Here is a 23,117-nt window from a genome sequence, read left to right on the forward strand (position 1 = left end):
GGATGACTTATGAATAAAGTCATGTTTTATCTGCTGCTGCTGATATTCTCCCCCTTAGCCGCAGTGATCATCATCACGCCGATGGATAGTCAGAAACAATATATTTTCGGCTTAATCTCTATCGCGATCCTGTTCTTATTAGGGATCAGTAAGAGCAAAAAAATCTCGCTGGTGATGGTGATTCTCTCCGCAATGATGTCTACGCGTTATATTTACTGGCGCGCAACGGAAACGCTGCATTTTAATTCTGAAGTAGAAGCTATTCTCGGTATCGGGTTATTTATTGCCGAACTTTATGTCTGGCTGATATTAATCCTCGGTTATCTGCAAACCTCATGGCCGCTTAAACGTACTATTGAGTCAATGCCGGACGATGTCAGCCTGTGGCCAACCGTGGATGTTTACGTCCCCAGCTATAACGAAAGCCTGGATGTGGTGCGTGATACCGTGCTGGCCGCCCAGTGCATCGACTACCCGCGCGATAAGATTAAAATTTATCTGCTTGATGACGGTAAGCGCAGCGAGTTTGCCCGCTTTGCCGCCGATGTGGGCGTGGGTTACATCACCCGTGATGATAACCGCCATGCGAAAGCCGGTAACCTCAACCACGCGATGAAAATCACCAAAGGTGAACTGATCTGCGTGTTTGACTGTGACCACGTCGCGACCCGTACTTTCCTCCAGGCGACCGTGGGTGCCTTCCTGAAAGATGAAAAGCTGGCGCTGCTGCAAACGCCTCACTACTTCTATTCACCAGACCCGTTTGAACGCAACCTCAAAGCCGCGCGTGACATTCCTAACGAAGGCGCATTGTTCTACGGCCCGGTACAGCAGGGTAACGATAACTGGAACGCGACTTTCTTTTGCGGTTCCTGTGCGGTGATCCGCCGTTCAGCGCTGGAAGAGATTGGCGGCTTTGCGGTTGAAACCGTCACCGAAGATGCGCATACCGCGCTGAAAATGCAGCGTCTGGGCTGGGGCTCTGCCTTCCTGGCAATCCCGCTGGCGGCCGGTCTTGCGACCGAACGTCTGGGCCTGCATATTGTTCAGCGTACCCGCTGGGCGCGGGGCATGACGCAGATTTTCCGCGTCGATAACCCACTGCTGGGCCGGGGTCTGAAATGGCAGCAGCGTCTGTGCTATCTCAACGCCATGCTGCACTTCCAGTTTGGTCTGCCGCGCGTCATCTTCCTGACGGCACCGCTGGCCTACCTGCTGTTTAACCTGAACATTATTCACTCATCAGCCAGCCTGATCTTTGCTTATGTGCTGCCGCATCTGGTGATGTCGCTGTATGTTAACTCCCGAATGAATGGTCGCTTCCGTGCCACCTTCTGGGGGGAGATATACGAAACGGTGATGGCATTCCATCTGGTGATCCCGACCTTCCTGACCATGATTTCACCGAAGCACGGTAAGTTTAACGTGACGGATAAAGGCGGCCTGCTGGATGTCGGTTTCTTCGACTTTAACATCGTTCGTCCACATGTGATCTGCGCCCTGCTGCTGCTAGTGGGTGTGGTCAGCGGTATCATCCGCGCTACCGCCCATGATTACTTTGGCGTTGACCCTTACGTGATTGCGCTAAACGTCGGCTGGGCTTTCTTCAGCCTGATTATTCTGATGGCCGCCATCGCCGTTGCGCGTGAGACCAAGCAGGTGCGTAAAACCATCCGTATTGATGTCAGTCTGCCGGTCGTAGTGCATTACGCCAGCGGCATCTCTTCGCGGGCCACCACCATCAACCTGTCGATGGGGGGGGCGCAGATTCAGGCCCCGGACCAGCGTCATGAAAACGATGAGATTGAAGCGATTGATGTCATCCTGCAATCCGGTGTGATCTCCATCCCTGCGCAGTTTATCGGTGCTGAAGATGACGTCATCCGTCTGCAATTCCACGAAATGCCGCTGTCGCGCCGCCGTGAACTGGTGCGTGTGGTGCTGTCGCGTGCCGATGCATGGATTCAGCCGGAAGGACGTAAAGATAATCCGCTGCGTTCGTTGTTAACCATTATTCGTACGGTATTTGAACTGTTCTGGCTAACGTGGAAAGACCGTCGTGCCAAGAAAAAACGTCTGGCACAAGCGGAAGAGGATAGTGTGGCATGAAGCATTTATTACTGCGCGCACTGTGCCTGAGTACAGCGCTTACCCTGGGCAGTGTTCAGGCCGATCCGACCAGCGTGACCCAGGACAGCAGCGCGCTGTCTGATATTCCGCCGCCGGCCGATGTCGGTGCGGCGGCGGAACCTGTTGCACCGTCTGCTGAGTTACAAGAAAACGATCAGCCTGCCGCTGCTGCGGAAGGCGACTTACCTGCGGGCGAAGAAGCCGCACTGCCGCCGGGGACTAATGAGGGGCTGCCTGCGGGCCTGCCACCGTTACCGGCCCCGGTGATGGACGATGCGGCGCCAGCAGAAACGGTGATGCTCAACCAGCCGCTGACCAGTACGGTCAGCGTGGCGCAGATGGGCCAGACGCAGGGTATTACACTGACCGGCGGACAGTTGCAGTCAGGCATCGTCTTTACACTGCCGACGGATGAAGTCATCACCAATGCGCGTCTGAACCTGTCGCTGAAAGTGTCACAGGCACTGGCAGCGCGTAACACCTCGCTGCAACTGATGCTGAACGGTCAGCCACTGGGCACCTTGCCACTGAGTGCGTCCGACCGTGCCAGCGAAGATTATCAGCTGGATATTCCCGCTGCGATGGTGGTATCGAGCAATAACCTGAGCTTCAAAGTTAACGATGCAGACCAGTTAATCTGTGAGCGCGATAGCGATCAGCTGTATCAGGTGACAATCCTGCCGAAAACCACGCTGTCGCTGGAAGGCCAGCAGTTGAACATCGGCACCAGCCTGCGTAATTTCCCACGTCCGTTTATTGATCCCCTGCGGATGAGTCCGTCCAGCGTTGCCATGATCTTCGGCGAAAATGTGACGCCAGGTGAAGTCAGTGCAGCGGCGATCCTGTCATCCTGGATGGGGATTCAGGCAGACTATCGCGGCATCAACTTCCCGGTGATTCGTGGACAACTGCCCGAGAAAAACGGCGTGGTGTTTGGTCACCCCGGCGAGAAAATTGGCAGCCTGACGTTACCGGACAGCGAAGGTCCGTCACTGCAAATCGTGAATAACCCGGATAACCCGGTCTATAAACTGCTGCTGATTATCGGGAAAACCGACGACCAGCTGCGTCAGGCGACCTGGCGACTGATCCAACCCCTCAGCGTGGATGAGTCTACGCTGGCCGTGTCTCCGCAGAGTATGCCGCTTCGTCAGCCTTACGATGCGCCACGCTGGATTAATACCGACCGCCCGGTTCGCCTGAGCGAGTTGCTGCGTAAAGATCAGAACCTGACCACCACCGGCCTCTGGCACGATGCGCTGCGCGTTAACTTCCGCGCCGCGCCAGATCTGTTCCTGTGGGACGGTGACAGCATTCCGGTGCAGCTGAACTATCGCTTCCCGTCAGAAAGCTGGATTGATGAAGATCGTTCCCTGCTCAACGTCACGCTAAACGGCACCTTCCTGCGTAACCTGACGGTGAACAAAGTGGGCCTGCTGGAGAACATCTGGCATCGCCTTGGCGGCGATGCACGTCAGGAGAAATACAGTCTGAGACTGGACCCGTACCTGATTTACGGCGACAACCAGATGCAGCTCTATTTCAACATCAAACCCAAGGCCAGCGCCCCCTGTAGCGTGCTGACCAATAACAACATTAAGAGCCGGATTGAGGATGATTCGTTTATCGATCTGAGTCATACCCGTCACTTTACGCTGTTGCCGAACCTCTCTTACTTCGTGGGTGCCTCTTTCCCGTTCTCGCGTCTGGCTGACTATTCGCAGACGGTGCTGCTGCTGCCCTCAAACCCAACCGATGCTGAAATCAGCACGCTGCTGGATATGGCAGGGCGTTCGGGTAATGCAACGGGTGCGGCGCTGAGTCAGAACAGCGTGATGTTTGGTATTCCGACGACCGGCACACTGCGCGGTCGTCTGGAAAACAGCGATATTCTCTCGGTATCCACGCTGTCGCAGGCCAGCTTTAACCGCGAGATGCTGGAGAGTTCACCGTATGAGCTGAATAACCATACGCTGGGCGTTAAAGTCCCGAATATACTGGATAACCTGCGTGGCTGGCTGACGGGTGACTGGTATCGCCAGACGCTGGATGCTGACCGTTACTTCTCGTCAAATGAAGACTGGCGTGGCTTTATCAGCTATCGCTCACCGTGGAACAGCAGCCGCCTCGTGGTCATGACGGTGGCAACGGATGATAACCAACTGGCCCGTTTGCATACCGACATGACTTCATCGCGGATTAACGCCGGTATTCGTGGCGATACGGCGATCATTACGGATGAAAACGGTATTCGCAGCTTCCGCGTTGGCGCGCAGTTCCCGAGCGGGCAGATGCCGTGGTACATGATGGTCGTGTGGTATGCCAACCAGCATGCGGTATTGCTGTCGTTGCTGGCGCTGTTCTGTTCAACGGTGGTGGGCCTGAGTGTCTATGTCTTGCTGAAACGCCATGCACGGCGCCGTCTGCAACCGAATAATAATTCCAATAGCTCTGGCGAGACAAAAGAATGATGAAAACCAAACTCACTCCCTTAACCGCCAGAATTCGTCATTGCTGGATGATTGGCAGCGGGCTTGCGCTGTCGGTGATGGCATCCCCATTGTTTGCCGCAGAGAGTAACCCGGCGATTCAGGCGCTGTTTGACCAGGCGAACTACTGGCATCAGAAAGCCCATGATGAGCTGGCGCGTGATGCGTTAAACAAAGTGCTGATGGTGGACGGCAACAACACCCAGGCGCTGTATCTGATGGCGCTCTGGTCCCAGCAGAGCGGTGACGGGGCAGCGGCGGCTAAATGGCGTGCACGCCTGAGTCAGGTGTCTCCGCAGGATTCGCGTCTGTCTGAGCTGGATAACGCACGCCAGTTGCAAACGATTCCGGCGGCGCAGCTGTCGCTGGCACGTCAGCAGGCGCGCAGCGGCAACACCGCCGCCGCATTACAGACCTGGCGTAATACCTTTAAAGGCACCGAGCCTCCTGCCAGTGTGGCGGCGGAGTATTACCTGACAATGGCCGGTGACCGCGCCATGCTGCCGCAGGCGGTAGACAACCTGCGCCAGTTTGCAGCACAGCATCCACAGGATACGGGCGCGAAGCTGGCACTCGGTAAAGCGCTAACCTATCAGGAAGCGACCCGCCGTGAAGGTCTGCAAACGCTGGAAGGGCTGGCAGGCGGCAATGCCGATGCTGACCGCTCTCTGCGTCAGGCCCTGCTCTGGCTGGGTCCGCAAGCCGGGGATGCCCCGCTGTACCAAAATTACCAGCAACGTCATCCGCAGGATAAGACGGTGATGGACTACTTCCGTAAAAACGTGGGCGGCGCAGCGAAAGGCCAGGGCTTTAACGCACTGAACAGCGGCGACGTCACGGGTGCGCAAACCGCGTTCGACCAGGTCCTGCAAACCAACCCGGAAGATGCGGATGCGCTGGCCGGCCTCGGCTATGTGGCGCAGCGCAGCGGTAATTACGCCAAAGCGGCTGATTACCTGGATCGTGCCGCGAAGCTGGGTGGTACTAACAGCGAGCAGCGCCAGCAGCAGGCAACAGATGCCCGTTTCTACGGTCAGCTAGCCAGTGCGCAGCAGGCGATGAAATCCGGCGACAGCGCCCAGGCGCTGAGCCTGAGTGAACCGTTAACGCAGGCGGCGGGCGAGAAAGGCGTAGCGGCGAAGCTGTTCCGCGCTGACGTGCTGCGCCGTAATAATCAACTGGATCAGGCCGCACAGAGCTATCGTGATGTGCTGGCGAGTGATGCAGATAACCGCCCGGCGAAAGAAGGGCTGTTCTATGTGCTGCGTCAGCAGGGCAATACCGCCGAAGCCAACACGCTGCTGGCCTCGCTGCCTTCCAGCGTGCGCGAAGCGGTGACCCCACGTCCGGTGGCGACCAGCGAGCCGGTACGTCGTGAAGCGAAACAGGCGCTGGCTGCGGGTAATCCACAGCGCGCCATCAGCATCCTGCAACAGGGCATGCAGCGCTTCCCGGCTGACGGCTGGTTGCGCCTCGATCTGGCGCGTATTTATCAGCAGCAGGGCAATACCGCCGCCGCATCGGGTGTGATGCAGCCTGCCTTCCGTAACGGTGCCAGCAGCAATGAAGTGTATGCTGCTGCGCTGTTTGCCAGCGAAAGCGGTGCCTGGGCACAGGCGCAGAGCCTGCTGTCCCGCATTCCTGCTCGCAGCCAGAATGCTGATATGCGTGCGCTGGTGCAACGTGTGAACTTCAATCAACAGATGTCCGTCGCTCAACAGTATCTGGCGCAGGGCTCGAATGCGGCGGCAGCGAATACGCTGAAAGCGCTGGCGGCAAACCCGCCACAGAACCCGGCCGATGTGGGTAACTTGGCGAAAGGGCTGGCGCAGGCGGGCGATATGTCCACGGCGGTGGCTCTGGTGCGCGCGAATATGCAGCGCGGCGTGCAGGGTAATGCCGGTGACTACGCGGCACAGGTGGCGGTACTGAACCAGGCGGGCCTGGGCGCAGAAGGGCAGGCCTTCCTCAGTAACCCGGAATTGCAGTCACGCAGCACCAGCGAACAGCTGGCAGGTCTGCGTAACGGCGGGGTGATCAATGAAGTGGATAACCTGCGCGAACGCAAACAGTATGCTGCGGCCTACGACAAGCTGATTGGCGCCCTGCAGAAAGATCCACAGAACACCGATCTGATGTTCGCGATGGCGCGTCTGTACCAGTCCGGCAAAATGAACAAAGAAGCGGCGGTGGTTTACGACTACCTGATGACGCGCGACACCGAGACCCAGGACGCGCGCGAAGGGGCAATCAATACTGCCCTGGCGCTGAATGACGTGCCAAAAGCACGCGGTCTGGCCAGTGGCCTGCGCGGTGAACCTTCACCGGAACGTCTGCTGCTGCTGGCGCGAGTGTCCGAAGCGGAAGGCGACCACAATCAGGCGCTGAGCTACCTGCGCACGGCGAAAGGCAAGATGATTGGCCTGGATGGCAGCAGCGTGGGCAGCACGGCCGGTATTGGCGGGCTGACGTTATCTGATAACCCGTTTATCAACCGCACCACCATAACGGTACGCAAATCACCTTCGGTGTATGGCAATACCATGCCCTGGCAGCAGGCACCGGATGCACGTGACTACCGTGATATTGAGGGTGTTAGCGGCGGCCTGACGGTGGTTGGCGGTGGCTCAGAGGCCGCCCTCAAGCAGAACCAGACGCTGCACCAGATCGACACCATGATGGACGATCTGACGAAAGATACCGGAACCTGGATGCAGGGGGGGGTGCAGATCCGTGGACGTGACGGCGAAAACGGCTTAAGTAAGCTGACCGAAGCCAAAGCCCCGCTGGTGTGGTCAAGTTCTCCGCTGGGTGATGCGCGTTTTGAGTTTACCGTAACGCCAATGACGCTGAGTGCGGGTAGTGCTGATGGGGATGCTTATCGCCGTTCAGGAACAGGTGCGATCCAGCAGGGTATTTCTAACCTGCGTACCACAATTCTTGGCGAGCAGGGTGCCTTCGAAAAATTAACGGCGACTCAGTTGACAGAATTCCAGGCATCCAATCCTGAACTGTATGCGAATCGTGCTGAAATTATTAGCCGTCTTGAAGATGTTAAGTTTGATGATCTTAATCCGCTGACCTCAACCGGAGCAGATAATCTCGCTTATATTAATAATTTCTCACAGCTAAAAAAATATCTGGCAGCGTCTTCATATAAGCCTAATGTTGACAGCGACGGGAACGGTACGGGTGATTCGCAGACAGAAAGCGGTGTAGAACTGAACCTGGCGTTAACAGGGGATAGCTACAAGATCGATATCGGTAGTACGCCACTGGGCCAGGATCTCAGTACTTTGGTCGGTGGTGTGAAGTGGGCACCGAAGCTGACGGACTACCTGACACTGGTTCTGACCGGTGAACGCCGTGCCGTCACCGACAGCCTGCTCTCTTATGTGGGTGTGAAAGACAAGTTCACTGGTAAGAGCTGGGGTCGCGTGACCAAAAACGGCGGTAACGCGCTGTTAAGTTATGATGATGGCGATGCCGGATTCTATGTGGGCGCAGGCGGTTACAGCTATATCGGTGAAAACGTCGCCAGCAACACCTCGTTAGTGGGGAACGCCGGTGCCTATGTGCGTCCGTTCCACTTTAATGACCGCGAGCTGAAAACCGGTATTAGCTTGAGCTGGATGGACTTCTCTAAAAACCTCAGTTATTACAGCTACGGCCAGGGCGGCTACTTCAGCCCGCAGAACTATGTCAGCGTGTCGTTCCCGGTCGAGTTTACGCAGACCTATGATGACCTGAGCGTGAAGATCGGTGGCGCGGCGGGCTATCAGTCCTATACGCAGGATAAAAGCGATTATTTCCCGAATAACAGTGATTACCAGGCATTGCTGAAAGAGCTTGTTGACGACGGATATAGCAAAGAAGATCAATATTCCGGCGGCAGCAAAAGCGGCATCGGCTATAACCTGCATGCGGGTGCCGATTACAAGATCAACAAAGACGTTACCATTGGCGGTCAGTTGGGCTATGACACCTTTGGCGACTATAACGAAAGTACAGCGCAGCTCTACTTCCGCTACATGCTGGGAGGCAAATAAGCATGAGTCAGTTACAGGAACGCACCCTGCAATATTACCGTCAGCAGCAGTATCAGCCGGGCTGGTTTGATCTGCTGAGTGTGATGATTAACGGGATGCTGAATAACGCCGGTGAGCGCGAAAGTCAGGCTTTTTTACGTCAGATGGGCGATAACCTGGCCCACCGTTACCCGCTGGGCGCGATCGCTACCGTGGCGGATCTGGAAGCACAGATCAATCAGGTGCTGGCGCGCTTCAACTGGGGGTTTGTTGATCTTAAACCGTCGGAGACGGCGATTGTTATCGATCATCTGGCGCTGCCGCCGGGCGATGGGGTGATGCCAGACCGTCAGTGGCGTCTGGCGTTGGGTGCGGTTCTGCTGGGCCTGTATGCCCGCTGGCTGCGCGGTCAGGGAGGGAGCGATAACGTTGCCCTGACCTGTGAAGAAACCGGTGAAAGCTCACTACGTTTTCGTTACCAGGCGTGAGGAATATGATGATGGCAATGCTCAGGACAGGCATGATTCTGCTCGCACTGGTGCTGGGGATGTCCCAGGCCAGTGCCGCAGACGGTTGGAGCACGTTTAAAACGCGTTTTATGACATCCGAAGGACGTATCCAGGATACGGGCAATAAGAATGTCAGCCACACGGAAGGCCAGGGCTATGCGATGCTGATGGCGGTGTATTACAACGACCGCAGCAGTTTTGACAGCCTGTGGGGCTGGACGCAGAAGAACCTCAGCAATCCGAACAACGGTCTGTTCTACTGGAAGTACACCCCCGGTGCCAGCGACCCGGTCAGTGACCGCAACAACGCTTCTGATGGTGATGTGCTGATCGCCTGGGCCCTGCTGAAAGCGGGCAATAAGTGGAACGTACCGGCGTATTTACAAGCGTCCGATCGTCTGCAAAAAGCGATTATTGACCGCAATGTGATCACCTTTGCCGGGCGGACGATTATGTTGCCTGGCGCGCAGGGTTTTAACAAAACCAGCTATGTGATCCTCAACCCATCCTACTTTGTTTTCCCGGCATGGCGTGACTTTGCTGCCCGCAGCCATTTGAAGGTGTGGAACGCTCTGATTGACGATGGTACGCAGTTGCTGTCTGAGATGCGTTTTGGTGACAGTGGCCTGCCAATGGACTGGGTGGCAATGAACGCCGACGGTTCAATGGCTCCGGCTACCGCCTGGCCGCCGCGTTTCAGTTATGATGCAATCCGTGTTCCGCTTTATCTGCACTGGTATGATCCTGCCTCGCTGCAACTGGTGCCGTTCCAGCGTTTCTGGATGAACTTCCAGCGGCTGCAAACGCCGGCCTGGATTGATGTGCTGAGTAACGATAAAGCGCCGTACAATATGGCGGGCGGTCTGCTGGCGGTGCGTGATTTGACGCTGGATGATACCGGTTATATCAATGATGCGTTGAACAGCAGTGAGGATTATTATTCGGCCAGTCTGCGTCTGTTGACGTTCCTGGCGCTGAACAACCGCTAATGCCTGTGGGTCGGGCATGCCCGAACCTTACAACGGACAGGCTACCCACCCTCATTTTGCGTAGGGGCGAGGCACGCCTCGCCCTGAAACGGGTCGGGCATGCCCGACCCCTACAACGGACAGGTCACCTACCCTCATTTTGCATAGGGTCGGGCATGCCCGACCCCTACAACGGACAGGTCACCCACCCTCATTTTGCATAGGGCCGGGCACGCCCGACCCCTACAACGGACAGGTCACCCACCCTCATTTTACGTAGGGGCGAGGCACGCCCGATCCCTGCAACGGACAGGCTACTCACCCTCATTTGCGTAGGGGCGAGGCACGCCCGATCCCTGCAACGGACAGGCTACTCACCTTCATTTGCGTAGGGGCGAGGCACGCCTCGCCCTGATGCGGGTCGGGCATGCCCGACCCCTACTGTGGATACGCCACCCAATCCCCACCGTTCAGCCGAATCCACGGTTTACCCTGATACATCATCACCACCGCATTATCATTCTCGGAGATCACCGGGGTCTGGGGTAAATCAGCCGTCAATGTCGCCATATTCACATTGGCGGCATTAAACACCTGACCATCAACCACGCGGGAAACCAACTCGGAAATCGCCAGCAGGCTGGTCGGTGTACTGACATCCAGCGGCTGTGCCGCATGGGGTGCCTTCATACCAACAAACTTGATGCCCACCGGAACATGGGTAATCGACGGGCTGGGAATATCGCGCAGGCCGGACATCTGCATCCGGTCACCTTCCAGCGCCGCACCGTGCTCCGGCACCACCAGCACCATCACCCGGCGGCCGGACTTATCCAGATTGGTCAGGAAAGCATCCAGCTGATCGAACAGCTTTTGCGCCCGTGGCTCCCAGGGGGCGGTTTTGTTGCTGCCCAGTGCACGTGTGCCGTCGTGCAGCGGAATCAAGTTATAGAAAGTGGCGCTGCGGGCATCGCTGCTTTTCTGCCGGTCATCCAGCCAGCGCTGCATTACCTGGGCATCATCAAACACCGGTTCCCCGTCAAACGAGGTTAACTGAGGTTTCAGCCCGGCCTGTGACATCAGCGGGGCCTGTAAATTGCCGTCATCACGCAGCTCCTGCAAATAACCGCCAAATACGCCCGGATGGTCCAGCATCAGCTGCTGCTTAAAGCCGAGCTTCGCCAGGTTATCAAACAGATAGCAACGCTCATCAACCGGTTTGTACAGATCGCTGTGCGAACTCTGACCACAGCTGGCACGCAGCAGGCGGATCCCCGCCGGCCCGCTGTAGCCGGTCGCGGCATTGTAGTTATCCAGCACCACATCAAAGTGCTGCCACAGTGGGTGATTGCGCAGTTTCGCAAACTCGATGTCCGACCAGGCCAGCGAGCAAATATTGATCACCAGAATATCAAAGGGCGCGGAGTCCGCAGGCAGCGTCTCCGGGAACTGCGTAATACGCTGTTTTTCGCTGTTATAGAAGGCGTTGAGATGAGCCGTCAGGTTGGCGCTGGTGGGAGGAAGCGTCTCTTCCATACCGCTTGCCGCACTTTTTGTGGCCTCAGGTGCCGGGTTTGTTGCCACCGGCGGTGTGGCTTCCCCGGCTGGCAGCAGGGTAAATGCCGGTCCGGCGAGGTTCACCACGTTCACCCACACCAGCATCAGCGAAACCACTACCGTCACCCGTACCCATTGGGCAAGGAACAGGTACAGCACCAGAAGAATAAAGGCACCACCAACCATCTGCCAGTTAATGAAGCGGGTCGCTAAGTCCAGCAGATAGTCGGCGGAAAATCCGGCGAGCTGCCCGCCCTGGCTAAGCAGTGTTTGCAGGCCCGGTAGCCAGGTATCCTGCCAGAACAGGGCAATACCAATAGGAATGGAGACCCAGTGACGCAGCCGGTGCAGCTTCACCGATGGGATCGGCATCAGCAGCCACGCCAGGAAAATCAGATTGTTCAGCGCATGGAAATTAAGGTAGCCAAACCACAGCAACCCAAACTTGAGCAGAAAGTAAAAATTCCAGCCGCCCAGCCCGCGCCAGTAGCGCCAGACAGGGGGGGAAGAAGAAGTGACAGGTTGGCGATCGTTCATCGTTTCTTGGTTTCCGAATCAGGAGATTTTCGCCGCCAGGTCCCTTCATATTTCAGGGCGCGGGGGGGCAGAACACGGTGCAGGATCCCGCGCCATTTTTTGGGCAGCCAGCGGCTGTAAAAAGGCTTCAGTAATAACAGGATCAACAGCAGCAGAATGACGATCTGCACCCCATCCATCAGTGTCATTGCGGGCCCTCTTTATCTGAACGGGTGGCGAGCGTCACTTCTTCCGGCACCAGGCGGATCTCTGGCTGTTTGGTATCGGCCGCCAATTCGTGGGTCTCAGTCGGTGGGGCATCACGCCAGGCGCTGGGCAACATACTGGTTATCTGCCTGACTTCCGAGAGGATTTGTAAATCTTCAAACCACACCATCCGGTTGGTGAAAATCTCGTTGGGTGGCAGATGGAAAATGTACTGCAATGCCGTATCCAGGTCGTTGTAACGGCAGGAAGAGAGGAACAGATACACCCGGTCCTCTATACGCGTCACAAGGTCACCGTAGCGTCGCGGCTTGCACAGCGTCAGTGCCTGTTCCGGGCTGAGTTCCGGAACGGGACGCAGGGCCACCAGCAGACCTTTGCCATCCTCCGGCAGCATGGTGTTATCGATCAACCGTGCCACTGAGCGGCAAAAATGCTCCAGCGGCAGGTAGCCTTTCTCCTGCAGTGGCTGCATGGAGCGCAGTAAAACGCCAAGGTCAGCAGGCACATGGCGGTTATAGAACTGCCCCTGCAACCCTTCCAGAGTGGTCAGAAAACGCGACATAGTGGCATTGAAGGGCACGATGGCATTCACGCCGCAGGCCAGCAGCAGGCGTTCATCGCTGTAGCGCAGGGATGTTTGCATTTCACGCACCACAATTTTCAGGGCGCTGCCGCGCGTGCGGCGCAGGCCGTGAATATCACCCGCCAGAGTCGCGATCTGGTCGTTATGATGCAGATTAAAGATCACCGTGGCGGCACTGGCCTGCTGTGCCCGGCTGGCAAGCTGGCTGTTATCATCAAACAGCGTCCATGCGCTGGAAAGAGGGGGCGCACCTTCCAGTACCGTTTTTTCTGCCAGATAAAGATATTCATCATTTAATGTTAACGGTGTGTTTTGCTCTTCTTCATTAATTTGCTGGAAAGCATCCTGAATCAAAGTGAGGCGCAGCGCACGATCTGCCAGCATGCCACTTTTATTACACCACCAGTTAACCCGGTAATTCCAGCTGTCCTGTTGCCATTCAAGATGCGACAAACCATCCAGATGGCGATAGCGTGTCTGTAAATCATTGCGCAGAAGATTAACGCCGGGACCGGAGGTGATAATCAACAATGTTGATTTTCGCGCGGTTAACCATTTTTGAATCCCCTTCAGCCAGTTATTTAACTCAATGGACGATAACGTCTCCCACGTACTGAAGGCGGTATAAAAAATCAGGAATCGGGGTTTATTGGCTAATACCCGGGAAAAATCTTCCGCTAAATCCATCAGCGCTTCGGTCGTTTCAGGCAAAGAGAATAACGGGATCTTATTCGGGCCGCCTTGTGGGGCAGGTGTCAGCAGGCTGTGGGGAGGTTCAGTCGTGCTGATCAGGGTCAACGCTCGTTGAGCGGCTATCGTCTGGCGCACCAGCAGGCGTGCATCTTCCTGCCTGTTTACTGTGACCCAGTAGCAGCCTGGCGGTTGCATCAACACTAATTCATTTTGAACCTGTCCAAGCCCTAAGGTAAATGAAATCGTCATAAGATTTTTTTGCACCAGGAATAATCCAGCGTGATGGCAGCCTGGAAAAAATTTTTCATACCGCTTGTTATACTGTAAATATACATTACTACTTAACAGGTGCCAGTGAATCATTGATATCGCTTTCACATTTTTATGCATTAGATTGTCGGGATAGTCTGACCACTGACGGCGGTCAGTGTGGGGGCGTGCGCCATCGATGGCTTTTCTGGCATGGTAAAGCAATGAGCTTTAACTCATTAACGTGACAAATGTGTATTATTAAATCGACCTGTTCCTGCATAATGGCTGGCAAAGATGAATAAAAATCAGCGTCCTGCTTTACAAACCGAGAGTGAGCCACCTGATGATATTAGTGCATTGGGGGAGGCATTTTCACTCGGCGCATTTCGTTATATCGATATTGCCCGTCAGGAAAGACTGGCTGCCATTTATGCGCGATGGCCACTACTGACAGAATTGGGTGCACTTCAGAATAAGGAAAGTTAATGCCGATCGTTGCATTGTCGGGATTACGTGGCGGTGTGGGTACCACTTCTGTCACAGCAGGGCTGGCCTGGGCGCTGAACCGCCTCGGGGAAAGGACTATTGCCATTGATTTTTCACCACATAATCAGCTGAGTACTCATTTTAATTCTCCCGTAACACAGTCCCGTGGCTGGGCACACAGCATGCGACACCAGCAGCCGTGGCAGCAGAGCGCGATGCGTTATACCGCGCAACTCGACTTTATTCCCTTTGGGCAGCTTCCGCGTGAAGAAGGGCTGGATTATTTTCGTCAGCCTGAAGCGTTACTGACCCCGTGGTCCACGCGTCTTGAAGCCCTGCGTAGCGAGTATCGCTGGGTACTGCTGGATATCCCGGCGGAGTTATCCCATCTGAATCCTTCGCTGCTGCAGGCCGATCACCATTTACTGGTGCTCAACCCGGATGGCAACTGCCATCTGCGCCTGCATCAGGCGAGCTTTCCTGCCAACACCCTGTTCCTGATCAACCAGTTTACTTCCGTCAGCAAGGCGCAGCAGGATTTGCACCAGCTGTGGTTAAGCTCGCTCAGGGCGATGGTTCCGCTGGTGATCCATCGCGATGAGGCAGTGGCCGAAGCGCTGTTGAGCAAGCAACCGCTGGGCGAATATCGCCCCCTCAGCCTGGCGGCAGAGGAGATGGCGACACTGGCGACCTGGTGCCTGGTCAACCTTAAAGGTAAAGCGGCATGAACCCGCTGCGCTGGCTGTTGATTCCCCCGGTGTGGCAGGCATTACACCAGCGTTATCGCGACTATCGCCGTCATCGTACCCCGGTGCTGGCCGCCGCGCTCCAGTGCCTGCTGGTGATGTTGGGCTGGACGCTGCTGCGATTTGAATCCCCGGAGTGGCAGTCCGTGCGTGCCCGCCGTCGCCATCTTTACCCGCAGATTTCGCCGGAACGTCCACGCCCGGCGGATCTGTTGCGTTATCTGGTGCAGAGCCTGTGGCTGATGTTGTTTATGCCGCTTGATACCTCACCGCGCAGTGAGCGCGTGCGGCTGAATGCCTTCCGCCCGCTGGCACTCAGGCGCAAACTCTTTCATCGCTGGCTGCACCGCCTGTCGCAAAAAGCGCAACGCAGCAGGCTGGAGAGCCGGGGTGAGCGCTGGTTAAATCAGCTGCATCCGTGGCTGCGCAAAGCCTTGTTCAGCGTGGCGGTGCTGGTGGCTACGGCGCTGGCCCTGCTGTGCATCTCGCAGCCGTTTGATATCTGGACGCAGTTTATTTTTGTTATGGTGCTGTGGATGGTGGCGATGGTGGTGCGGCGCATTCCGGGCCGCCTGCCGGTCATGATGATGATTGTCCTGTCACTGACCATCTCCTGCCGTTATCTGTGGTGGCGCTATACCGTTACGCTGAACTGGGATGATCGGCTAAGCCTGTTTTTTGGTTTGCTGCTGATTGCCGCTGAAACTTACGCCTGGGTGGTGCTGGTGCTGGGGTATTTCCAGAGCCTGTGGCCACTGCACCGTCAGCCGGTGTCGATGCCGGAGGATATTCATAGCTGGCCGACGATTGATCTGCTGGTGCCAACCTACAATGAGCCGTTGAGCGTCGTTAAGCCTTCCATTTATGCGGCTCTGGGCCTCGACTGGCCGCGAGAGAAGCTGAAAATCTATCTGCTGGACGATGGGCAACGCCCGGAATTTCGTGAATTTGCCGATAGCGTTGGCATTCAGTATGTGGCGCGCGAGACCCACGAGCATGCGAAAGCCGGCAATATTAACCATGCCCTGCGCACGGTGTGCCGCAGTGAGTACGTCGCCATCTTTGACTGCGACCACGTACCGACGCGTTCGTTCCTGCAAATGACCCTGGGCTGGTTTATCAAAGACCCGAAGCTGGCTATGTTGCAGACGCCGCATCACTTCTTCTCGCCGGACCCCTTTGAGCGCAATCTCGGACGTTTCCGCCGCACACCCAACGAGGGCACGCTGTTCTACGGGCTGGTCCAGGATGGGAATGATGTCTGGGATGCCACTTTCTTTTGCGGTTCCTGCGCGGTGCTGCGCCGTAGCGCCCTGGAGGAAGTTGGCGGGATTGCCGTTGAGACCGTCACGGAGGATGCCCATACCTCGCTACGTCTGCACCGTAAAGGCTATACCTCGGCCTATATTCGCATTCCGCAGGCCGCCGGGCTGGCGACGGAGAGCCTGTCGGCGCATATCGGGCAGCGTATCCGCTGGGCGCGCGGTATGGTGCAGATTTTCCGCCTGGACAACCCTTTGCTCGGCAAAGGGCTGAAGCTGGTACAGCGCCTGTGCTACGCCAATGCCATGCTGCACTTCCTTTCGGGCATCCCCCGACTGATTTTCCTGCTGGCCCCGCTGGCCTTCCTGCTGTGCCACGCGTTTATTATCTTCGCCCCGGCGCTGGCGATCGCCATTTACGTGCTGCCACATATGCTGCATACCAGTCTGACCAACTCGCGTATCCAGGGACGCTGGCGGCACTCCTTCTGGAGTGAGGTCTATGAAACCGTGCTGGCCTGGTATATCGCGCGCCCGACCACCGTGGCGCTGCTGAATCCGCATAAGGGGAAATTCAACGTCACTGCGAAAGGTGGGCTGGTTGAAGAGGAGCATCTTGACTGGGTGATCACTCGCCCCTATATGTGCCTGGTGCTGATTAATATTGCCGGGGTTGTCGCCGCTGTCTGGCGACTCGCTTATGGCCCACCCAGTGAGATCCTGACCGTGCTGGTCAGCCTTATCTGGGTGTTTTATAACCTGATTATTTTGGGGGGCGCGGTGGCGGTGTCCGTTGAAGCCCGGCAGATCCGTGAAGCGCATCGCGTGGAGATTGCGATGCCTGCGGCGATTGCCCGCGCAGACGGACATCTGTTGCCCTGCACGCTGCGCGACTATTCAGACGGTGGCGTCGGCGTCGAGCTGCGAGAAGCCAATGCGCTGAACGACGATGAGGCGGTATTTTTACTGCTCAAACGGGGTCAGCAGGAGTTCAGCTTCCCGTGCATTGTGCAGCACACCTTTGGCCGCCGGGCGGGTATCCGGCTGGACAACCTGACCACTCAGCAGCACGTTGAATTTATTCAGTGCACCTTTGCCCGGGCCGATACCTGGGCACTCTGGCAGGACGGCTTCCCGGAAGATAAACCGGTACAAAGTCTGGTCGATATCGTGGTGCTGGGCTTTAAAGGCTATCTGCGTCTGGCGGAGTACGGGCCACCGCGCCTGCGCCAGTTATTTGTTGGTTTAACCGCGCTGGCAGCGTGGATAACCTCTTTCCTCCCTCATGGTGTGGGGCGCGTGCGCAGCCCCGTGACGCAACAGTGAAGATAAAATGATGATGATAAAAAAAAGCTGGTTTACTGCGCTGTTGATCGGGGTGATGCCACTGAGTCAGGCGGCCGATATCCCCACGCCACAGGCGCCTGTGATATCACCGCTGCCCGCTGCACCGCTGCGCGAGTCCGTGCTCAATTTTGCAAAAATCGCGCCGCCGCCCGGGGCTTTCTCCCTGCGCGGCACCCATCCCGAGGGGCAGATTGAATTTGGCGTGCGCAGCGATGAGGTGGCGACAAAGGCGCTGCTGATGCTGAGTTTCCGCCCGTCACCCGCGCTGCTCCCGACGCTGTCGCACCTGAAAATCTACCTGAATGACGAAATGGTCGGACTGGTGACGCTCACCGCCGAACAGCTGGGAAAAGAGAACCAGGTGGAAGTGCCGATTGACCCGCGTTTTATTGGTGATTTCAACCGCATTCGTTTTGAGCTGGTGGGACATTACACCAACGTCTGCGAAAATCCGGCGTACAGTTCGATCTGGCTGGATATCGGTAAAGAGAGCCGTCTGGAGTTGACGCTGCAAAAGCTGCCGCTGACCAACGATCTTTCACATTTCCCGGAACCGTTCTTCGACAGCCGCGATAACCGTCCGATGTCGCTGCCGGTGGTGTTTGCCTCAGCGCCGGACCTTGCCGAACAGCGTGCGGCGGGTATTCTGGCGTCCTGGTTTGGTACCAAAGCGCAGTGGCGCGGGCAGAACTTCCCGGTGATGTACAACCAGCTGCCGCAGGATCAGCATGCCGTGGTGTTTGCGACCAACGCTAAGCGCCCGGATTTCCTGAAGGATCTTCCGCCGGTGAATAAGCCGACCGTGTCGATCGTCAGCCAGCCAGACAATCCCTATCAGAAAATGCTGCTGGTCATGGGCCGTGACGATAACGATCTGATTATGGCGGTTCAGGGGATCGCGCAGGGGGAGTTGCTGTTACGCGGACAGACGTCCATCGTTGACTCACTGAAACCGCTGGCTGACCGTCAGCCTTACGATGCCCCCAACTGGGTGCGTACCGACCGCGCCACCACCTTCGCGGAATTGCAGCAGTATCAGGGGCAGTTGCAGTCTGATGGCCTGCAACCTTCGCCGCTCAATTTCACCCTCAATCTGCCGCCGGACCTGTTCCTGATCCGCGCGCGTGGGATTGATATGGATCTGCGCTATCGCTACACCTCGCCGATCCTGAACGACAGTTCACGACTGGCCGTTCACCTGAATAATCAGTTTGTTCAGGACTACCCGCTGGTGGTGAAGAAAGACCGCAGTCAGCAGCTGCTACACATTCCGCTGATCCAGGGACTGCAGGATGGCAGTACTAACCTGACGATCCCGGCACTGCGCCTGGATGTGGTCAATCAGCTGCGCTTCGATTTTGACTATGCCCTGACCTTTATTGGTGGAACCGCCGACGGGCGCTGTGAAACGGTGGTGCCGGTTAAAAATCACGTGGTGATCGACGGTAGCTCCACCGTCGACTTCTCGGGTTATCGCCACTTTATCGAAATGCCGTCCCTGCGTGCTTTTGCCTCCGCCGGGTTCCCGTTCAGCCGTCAGGCCGACCTGGCGAAGACCCTGGTACTGGTCAACGCGCAGCCGCAGCCTGAGCAGGTGACCGCAATGCTCGACGCACTGGCCACCATCAGCGCACAGAGCGGCTATCCGGCGATGAAGGTTCGCCTGACTGATAACTGGTCGCAGGCGAAAACAGAGGATGCTGACCTGCTGATGATTGGCAGCCTGCCCGCAGACTTAAAAGATGACAGCAAAATTAATCTGCTGGTGGATGCGGCAAAAAGCTGGGTTAACAAACCGCTGCGTCAGCCGGTACTCAGCAGCGTTGACGGCCCGGCGGTCGATCGGCAGCCGGAAAGCCAGACCACCATTGTTTCCGCCGGGCCGATGGCCGCCGTTGTGGGCTTCCAGTCGCCGTTCTTTGAGCAGCGTAGCGTGGTCGCTCTGCTGGCCGACAGTCCACAGGCCTGGCGACTGCTGGCCGATGCCATGAATGACAGCGGCAAACGAGACGCGATGTTTGGGTCGGTGTCGATTATTCGAGAGTCCGGCGTTAACAGTCTGCGTGTGGGTGAGACCTATTATGTCGGGCACCTGCCGTGGTGGGAGCGCCTGTGGAACCTGCTGGCGACGCACCCGCTGTGGCTGGCAACGCTGGCGGGTGTGGTGGTGATCCTGTTCGCGGTACTGGTCTGGCGCGTGATGCGCGGCATCAGCCGTCGTCGTCTGTACGACGAGGATGACGAAGAGTGATGCGCCCGCTGCATGGGCTGCTGCTGCCTGTTCTCCTGTTGCCGCTCAGTGCCGTTTTTGCGGCGGACAGTGTGGCGCCGGTAGCGTGGCTGTTACAACAGGTGCGTACCGGGGAGGCGACCAATAAGTACGACCTGGTCGCCCAGTCACTCTACCGACTGGACAAAATTGCCCCGGATAACCCGGATGTGCTGGCGGCAAAACTGCGTCTGGCGCTGCGCCAGGGCGATCAGGCCACCGCTGCCCGGCTGATGAGCCAGCTTAATCAGATTGCCCCGTCTTCGGCGGCAGCGCGGCAGGCAGCAGCCAGTATGCTGCTGATCACGCCGGAAGGGCGTCAGCAGTTCCAGCAGGCACGGCTACTGGCGGCGTCAGGTCGGCTGGAGGAAGCCCGGACCGCCTGGGACCAGCTGTTCCACGGCGCGTTTCCGTCAACTGATATTGCGCTGGAGTACTGGCGTCTGGTGGCGCGGCTGCCCGGCCAGCAGGCGCTGGCGCTGGCAGAAATGCAGGCACTGGACGGCCAGGCACCGGGCAATGCAGAGCTACAGCAGTCGATTACTCTGATAAAGCAGGATGTCGGCCGCACACAAGCGGATACCCGTGCCGCGGCGCTGGGCGCACGCGGCCAGGCGCTGACTCAGGCCGGTAACCGTGCGGCTGCCACGACCTGGTTTCGTCAGGCGATCGCTGCTGCCCCGGAGGGTGACGACGTGAGTAAATGGCAGAGCCTGCTGCGTTCGAATCAGTACTGGCTGGCCATTGAACAGGGCGATAAGGCGCTGGCGCAGGGGGATACTCGCGCGGCAGAGCGTTACTACCTGCAGGCACGGCCGCTTGACCCGCGTGACGGCTATGCGCGCATTGTCCTGGGTGATGTGGCGCTGGCCCGTAAGGACAATAGTCAGGCCGAACAGCATTACCGCGAAGCGCTGCGCGTTGAGCCGGGTAACACCACGGCGGTGCGTCGGCTGGCCGCTGTTTATCAGCAACAGTCCCCGCAGCGGGCGCTGGATTTCCTGAATACCCTGCCCGTTGCGCAGCAGCGTGCGCTGGGCGATACCCTTGCCAGTCTGCGTAGCAGTGCGCTCAGTGATGAGGCCGATCGGCTGGGGCAGCAGGGGAAATGGTCGCAGGCAGTAGCAAAATATCGCCAGGCGCAGCCGGATGCCCCGGATGATGTCTGGCTGAATTATCGCTACGCCGGAGCGCTGCGCGAAAACGGCCAGACGGCAGCGGCAGAGGCGGTGATGGCGGCGATGGCCCGGCGCCAGCCGCAGGACCCGGCACAGGTCTATACCTACGGGCTGTGGCTCTCCGGGCGTGATAACGATGATGCCGCGTTGAAGCAGCTAAATACTCTGCCAAAATCCCGGTGGACGCCCGATATTCAGGCGTTGTCAGACCGTCTGGAAAGCCAGCGTCTGCTCGACCAGATTGATGCTCAGATAGCGCAGCAGCAGCCTGCTGATGCGCAGCGTCTGTTACAGGCGTTGCCCCCTGTGGTCAGTGCAGCCAGCCTCAGCAACGGACGCCGGGTGGCGAATGCCTGGGCGAGCATCGGTGAAACCGATCGTGCGCGGACACAGTATGCCGGGCTGAAAGCGCAGGCAGAAAAAGAGAGCCCGTCGGAGCTGAGTGCGCTGGTCCTGCGTGATGCCGCCAGGCTGGAGGCCGCACAGGGCCAGTCCGCGGCCGCACTGAACGATTACCGGCAGGCGATGGTGTCCAGCGGTATTGCTGCACAGCCCCCGGTCGATAACGATACCTTTACCCGGCTGACGCGTAACGATGTGCGCGATGACTGGCTGAAACGGAGTATCCGCAGCGACAGTGCCGACCTGTATAAGCAGCAGGATACGGTGTTCACGCTCGAAGAAGATTACTCGCGTAATAAAGGCACCGGCGGTATTTCAGATTTCACCGCACGTACCACCATGTTGCAGGCGGAAACGCCCTGGGATGAGGGCCGTAGCTGGCTACGACTGGACAATGTCGATGTGTCGGCGGGGACCTTTTCACGCAATAGCAGCGGTAATATCACCGAAAATTTCGGCACCTGCGCCAATGGCGATGCGCAGTGCCGCCAGGACGTTAAACAGCACCAGAATGGCACCAGCATCGGCGCAGGATATCGCAGCGATCGCTGGTCAGCCGATCTCGGCACCACCCCACTCGGTTTCGAGGTCACGAACTGGGTAGGGGGCCTGACCTGGAATACCGATATTGATGAGGTGGGTGTTTCGCTGACCGCCTCACGGCGACCGATTTCCAGTTCGTTACTGGCTTTTGCCGGGGCGCGCGACCCGAACCCGGCCAGTGGAAAAACCTGGGGCGGGGTGGTGGCTACCGGGGGTGCCATTGGCCTGAGCTATGACCGGGGTGAGGCACATGGCATCTGGGCCGATATCAGCGCTCATCAGATCGGCGGCACTAACGTGGCGGATAACTCTCGCGAACGCCTGATGAGTGGCTACTACTATAAGTGGATTAACGAGGATAACCGCCGCGCAACGATTGGCCTGAATGGCATGCTGTGGCATTACGCGAAGGATCTCAGCGACTACTCTCTCGGCCAGGGCGGCTACTACAGTCCACAGCGTTATGCGTCAGTGTCAGTGCCTGTCACCTTCCGTCAGCGCACAGAAAACTGGTCATTTGACCTTGGCGGTTCGGTTTCGCTGTCCCACTCAAAAACGCGTGCTCAGCCGCGCTATCCTCTCAGTTTTGGCGACCTGACCCGCGATAATCCGCCGGGCAGTGACGGGGGCGGCAGCGGCGTTGGCTACACGTTACAGGCGCTGGTGGAACGGCGGTTATCGTCACACTGGACGCTGGGGCTCGGGGTGGATATTCAGCAGGCGAAGGATTACACCCCCAGCCACGGATTGATGTATCTGCGCTATTCGATGGCGGGCTGGCAGGGCGATCTGGATATGCCGCCGCAGCCGCTGATCCCCTATGCAGATTTTAAATAATGCGCAGGGAGCATGAAAAGGGGACAGGAAGACCAGGAAAACCCCTAAACGAACGATTGCGAGGCGTGATAGCTTAAAATACGCTTACCTTAGG

General features: G+C 57.5%; 13 protein-coding genes. 10 read left to right on the plus strand and 3 right to left on the minus strand.

The genetic code is table 11. The features are described 5' to 3' along the window. Positions 1-9 precede the first annotated feature (9 nt). The 5 genes from bcsA (LJN55_RS00555) to LJN55_RS00575 are packed head-to-tail and all read left to right on the plus strand — an operon-like array spanning position 10 to position 10,145. Positions 10-2,109 carry a UDP-forming cellulose synthase catalytic subunit gene (bcsA, locus tag LJN55_RS00555; protein ID WP_227535458.1) on the plus strand — a complete coding sequence of 700 codons (2,100 nt, stop codon included), beginning with the start codon at positions 10-12 and terminating at the stop codon, positions 2,107-2,109. Continuing rightward, positions 2,106-4,601, plus strand: a complete 2,496-nt coding sequence (bcsB, locus tag LJN55_RS00560) for a cellulose biosynthesis cyclic di-GMP-binding regulatory protein BcsB (RefSeq protein WP_133844612.1) — start codon at positions 2,106-2,108, stop codon at positions 4,599-4,601. The genes bcsA (LJN55_RS00555) and bcsB (LJN55_RS00560) overlap by 4 nt, the downstream gene beginning before the upstream one ends. Then, on the plus strand, positions 4,601-8,668 hold the full coding sequence (locus tag LJN55_RS00565) for a cellulose biosynthesis protein BcsC (protein ID WP_227536436.1): 4,068 nt from the start codon (positions 4,601-4,603) through the stop codon (positions 8,666-8,668). The genes bcsB (LJN55_RS00560) and LJN55_RS00565 overlap by 1 nt, the downstream gene beginning before the upstream one ends. 2 nt (positions 8,669-8,670) lie before the next feature. Next, a complete protein-coding gene (bcsD, locus tag LJN55_RS00570; protein WP_133844610.1) occupies positions 8,671-9,135 on the plus strand; it encodes a cellulose biosynthesis protein BcsD in 465 nt (154 codons plus the stop codon). Between the two features lie 11 nt (positions 9,136-9,146). Continuing rightward, entirely contained in the window at positions 9,147-10,145 is a 999-nt protein-coding gene (locus LJN55_RS00575) for a glycosyl hydrolase family 8 (RefSeq protein WP_227536437.1), read from the plus strand. Positions 10,146-10,562: 417 nt separating this feature from the next. Here the strand turns inward: LJN55_RS00575 and bcsG are convergent, their stop codons facing one another. Genes bcsG through bcsE form a run of 3 tightly spaced genes read right to left on the minus strand, consistent with a single transcriptional unit; the run spans position 10,563 to position 13,950 of the window. Further along, positions 10,563-12,218 (minus strand): cellulose biosynthesis protein BcsG, encoded by a 1,656-nt coding sequence (bcsG, locus tag LJN55_RS00580; RefSeq protein ID WP_133844608.1) that lies wholly within the window; start codon positions 12,216-12,218, stop codon positions 10,563-10,565. Further along, positions 12,215-12,406, minus strand: a complete 192-nt coding sequence (bcsF, locus tag LJN55_RS00585) for a cellulose biosynthesis protein BcsF (RefSeq protein WP_133844606.1) — start codon at positions 12,404-12,406, stop codon at positions 12,215-12,217. Before bcsF ends, bcsG begins: the two co-directional genes overlap by 4 nt. Beyond that, positions 12,403-13,950: a cellulose biosynthesis protein BcsE gene (bcsE, locus tag LJN55_RS00590; protein ID WP_133844604.1), complete on the minus strand. Its 1,548-nt coding sequence runs from the start codon at positions 13,948-13,950 to the stop codon at positions 12,403-12,405. The genes bcsF and bcsE overlap by 4 nt, the downstream gene beginning before the upstream one ends. A gap of 297 nt (positions 13,951-14,247) precedes the next feature. Here bcsE and bcsR point away from each other — a divergent pair, with 297 nt between their 5' ends. From bcsR to LJN55_RS00615, 5 genes are read left to right on the plus strand one after another with little or no spacing between them, the layout of a single operon-like run. After that, positions 14,248-14,439: a cellulose biosynthesis protein BcsR gene (gene bcsR, locus LJN55_RS00595; protein ID WP_133844602.1), complete on the plus strand. Its 192-nt coding sequence runs from the start codon at positions 14,248-14,250 to the stop codon at positions 14,437-14,439. Then, positions 14,439-15,167: a cellulose biosynthesis protein BcsQ gene (gene bcsQ, locus LJN55_RS00600; protein WP_227535460.1), complete on the plus strand. Its 729-nt coding sequence runs from the start codon at positions 14,439-14,441 to the stop codon at positions 15,165-15,167. The genes bcsR and bcsQ overlap by 1 nt, the downstream gene beginning before the upstream one ends. Next, complete coding sequence (gene bcsA / locus LJN55_RS00605) at positions 15,164-17,773, plus strand: UDP-forming cellulose synthase catalytic subunit (protein WP_227535462.1); 2,610 nt, start codon at positions 15,164-15,166, stop codon at positions 17,771-17,773. Before bcsQ ends, bcsA (LJN55_RS00605) begins: the two co-directional genes overlap by 4 nt. Before the next feature lie 10 nt (positions 17,774-17,783). After that, positions 17,784-20,045, plus strand: coding sequence for a cellulose biosynthesis cyclic di-GMP-binding regulatory protein BcsB (gene bcsB, locus LJN55_RS00610; RefSeq protein ID WP_212814367.1), 2,262 nt, complete (start codon positions 17,784-17,786; stop codon positions 20,043-20,045). After that, the gene (locus tag LJN55_RS00615) at positions 20,045-23,023 is read left to right on the plus strand and encodes a cellulose synthase subunit BcsC-related outer membrane protein (protein ID WP_227536438.1); all 2,979 of its coding nucleotides are present in this window, start codon (positions 20,045-20,047) and stop codon (positions 23,021-23,023) included. The genes bcsB (LJN55_RS00610) and LJN55_RS00615 overlap by 1 nt, the downstream gene beginning before the upstream one ends. The last annotated feature ends 94 nt before the right edge of the window (positions 23,024-23,117 follow it).

It is taken from the genome of Erwinia rhapontici, from assembly GCF_020683125.1.
Lineage (GTDB): Bacteria > Pseudomonadota > Gammaproteobacteria > Enterobacterales > Enterobacteriaceae > Erwinia > Erwinia rhapontici.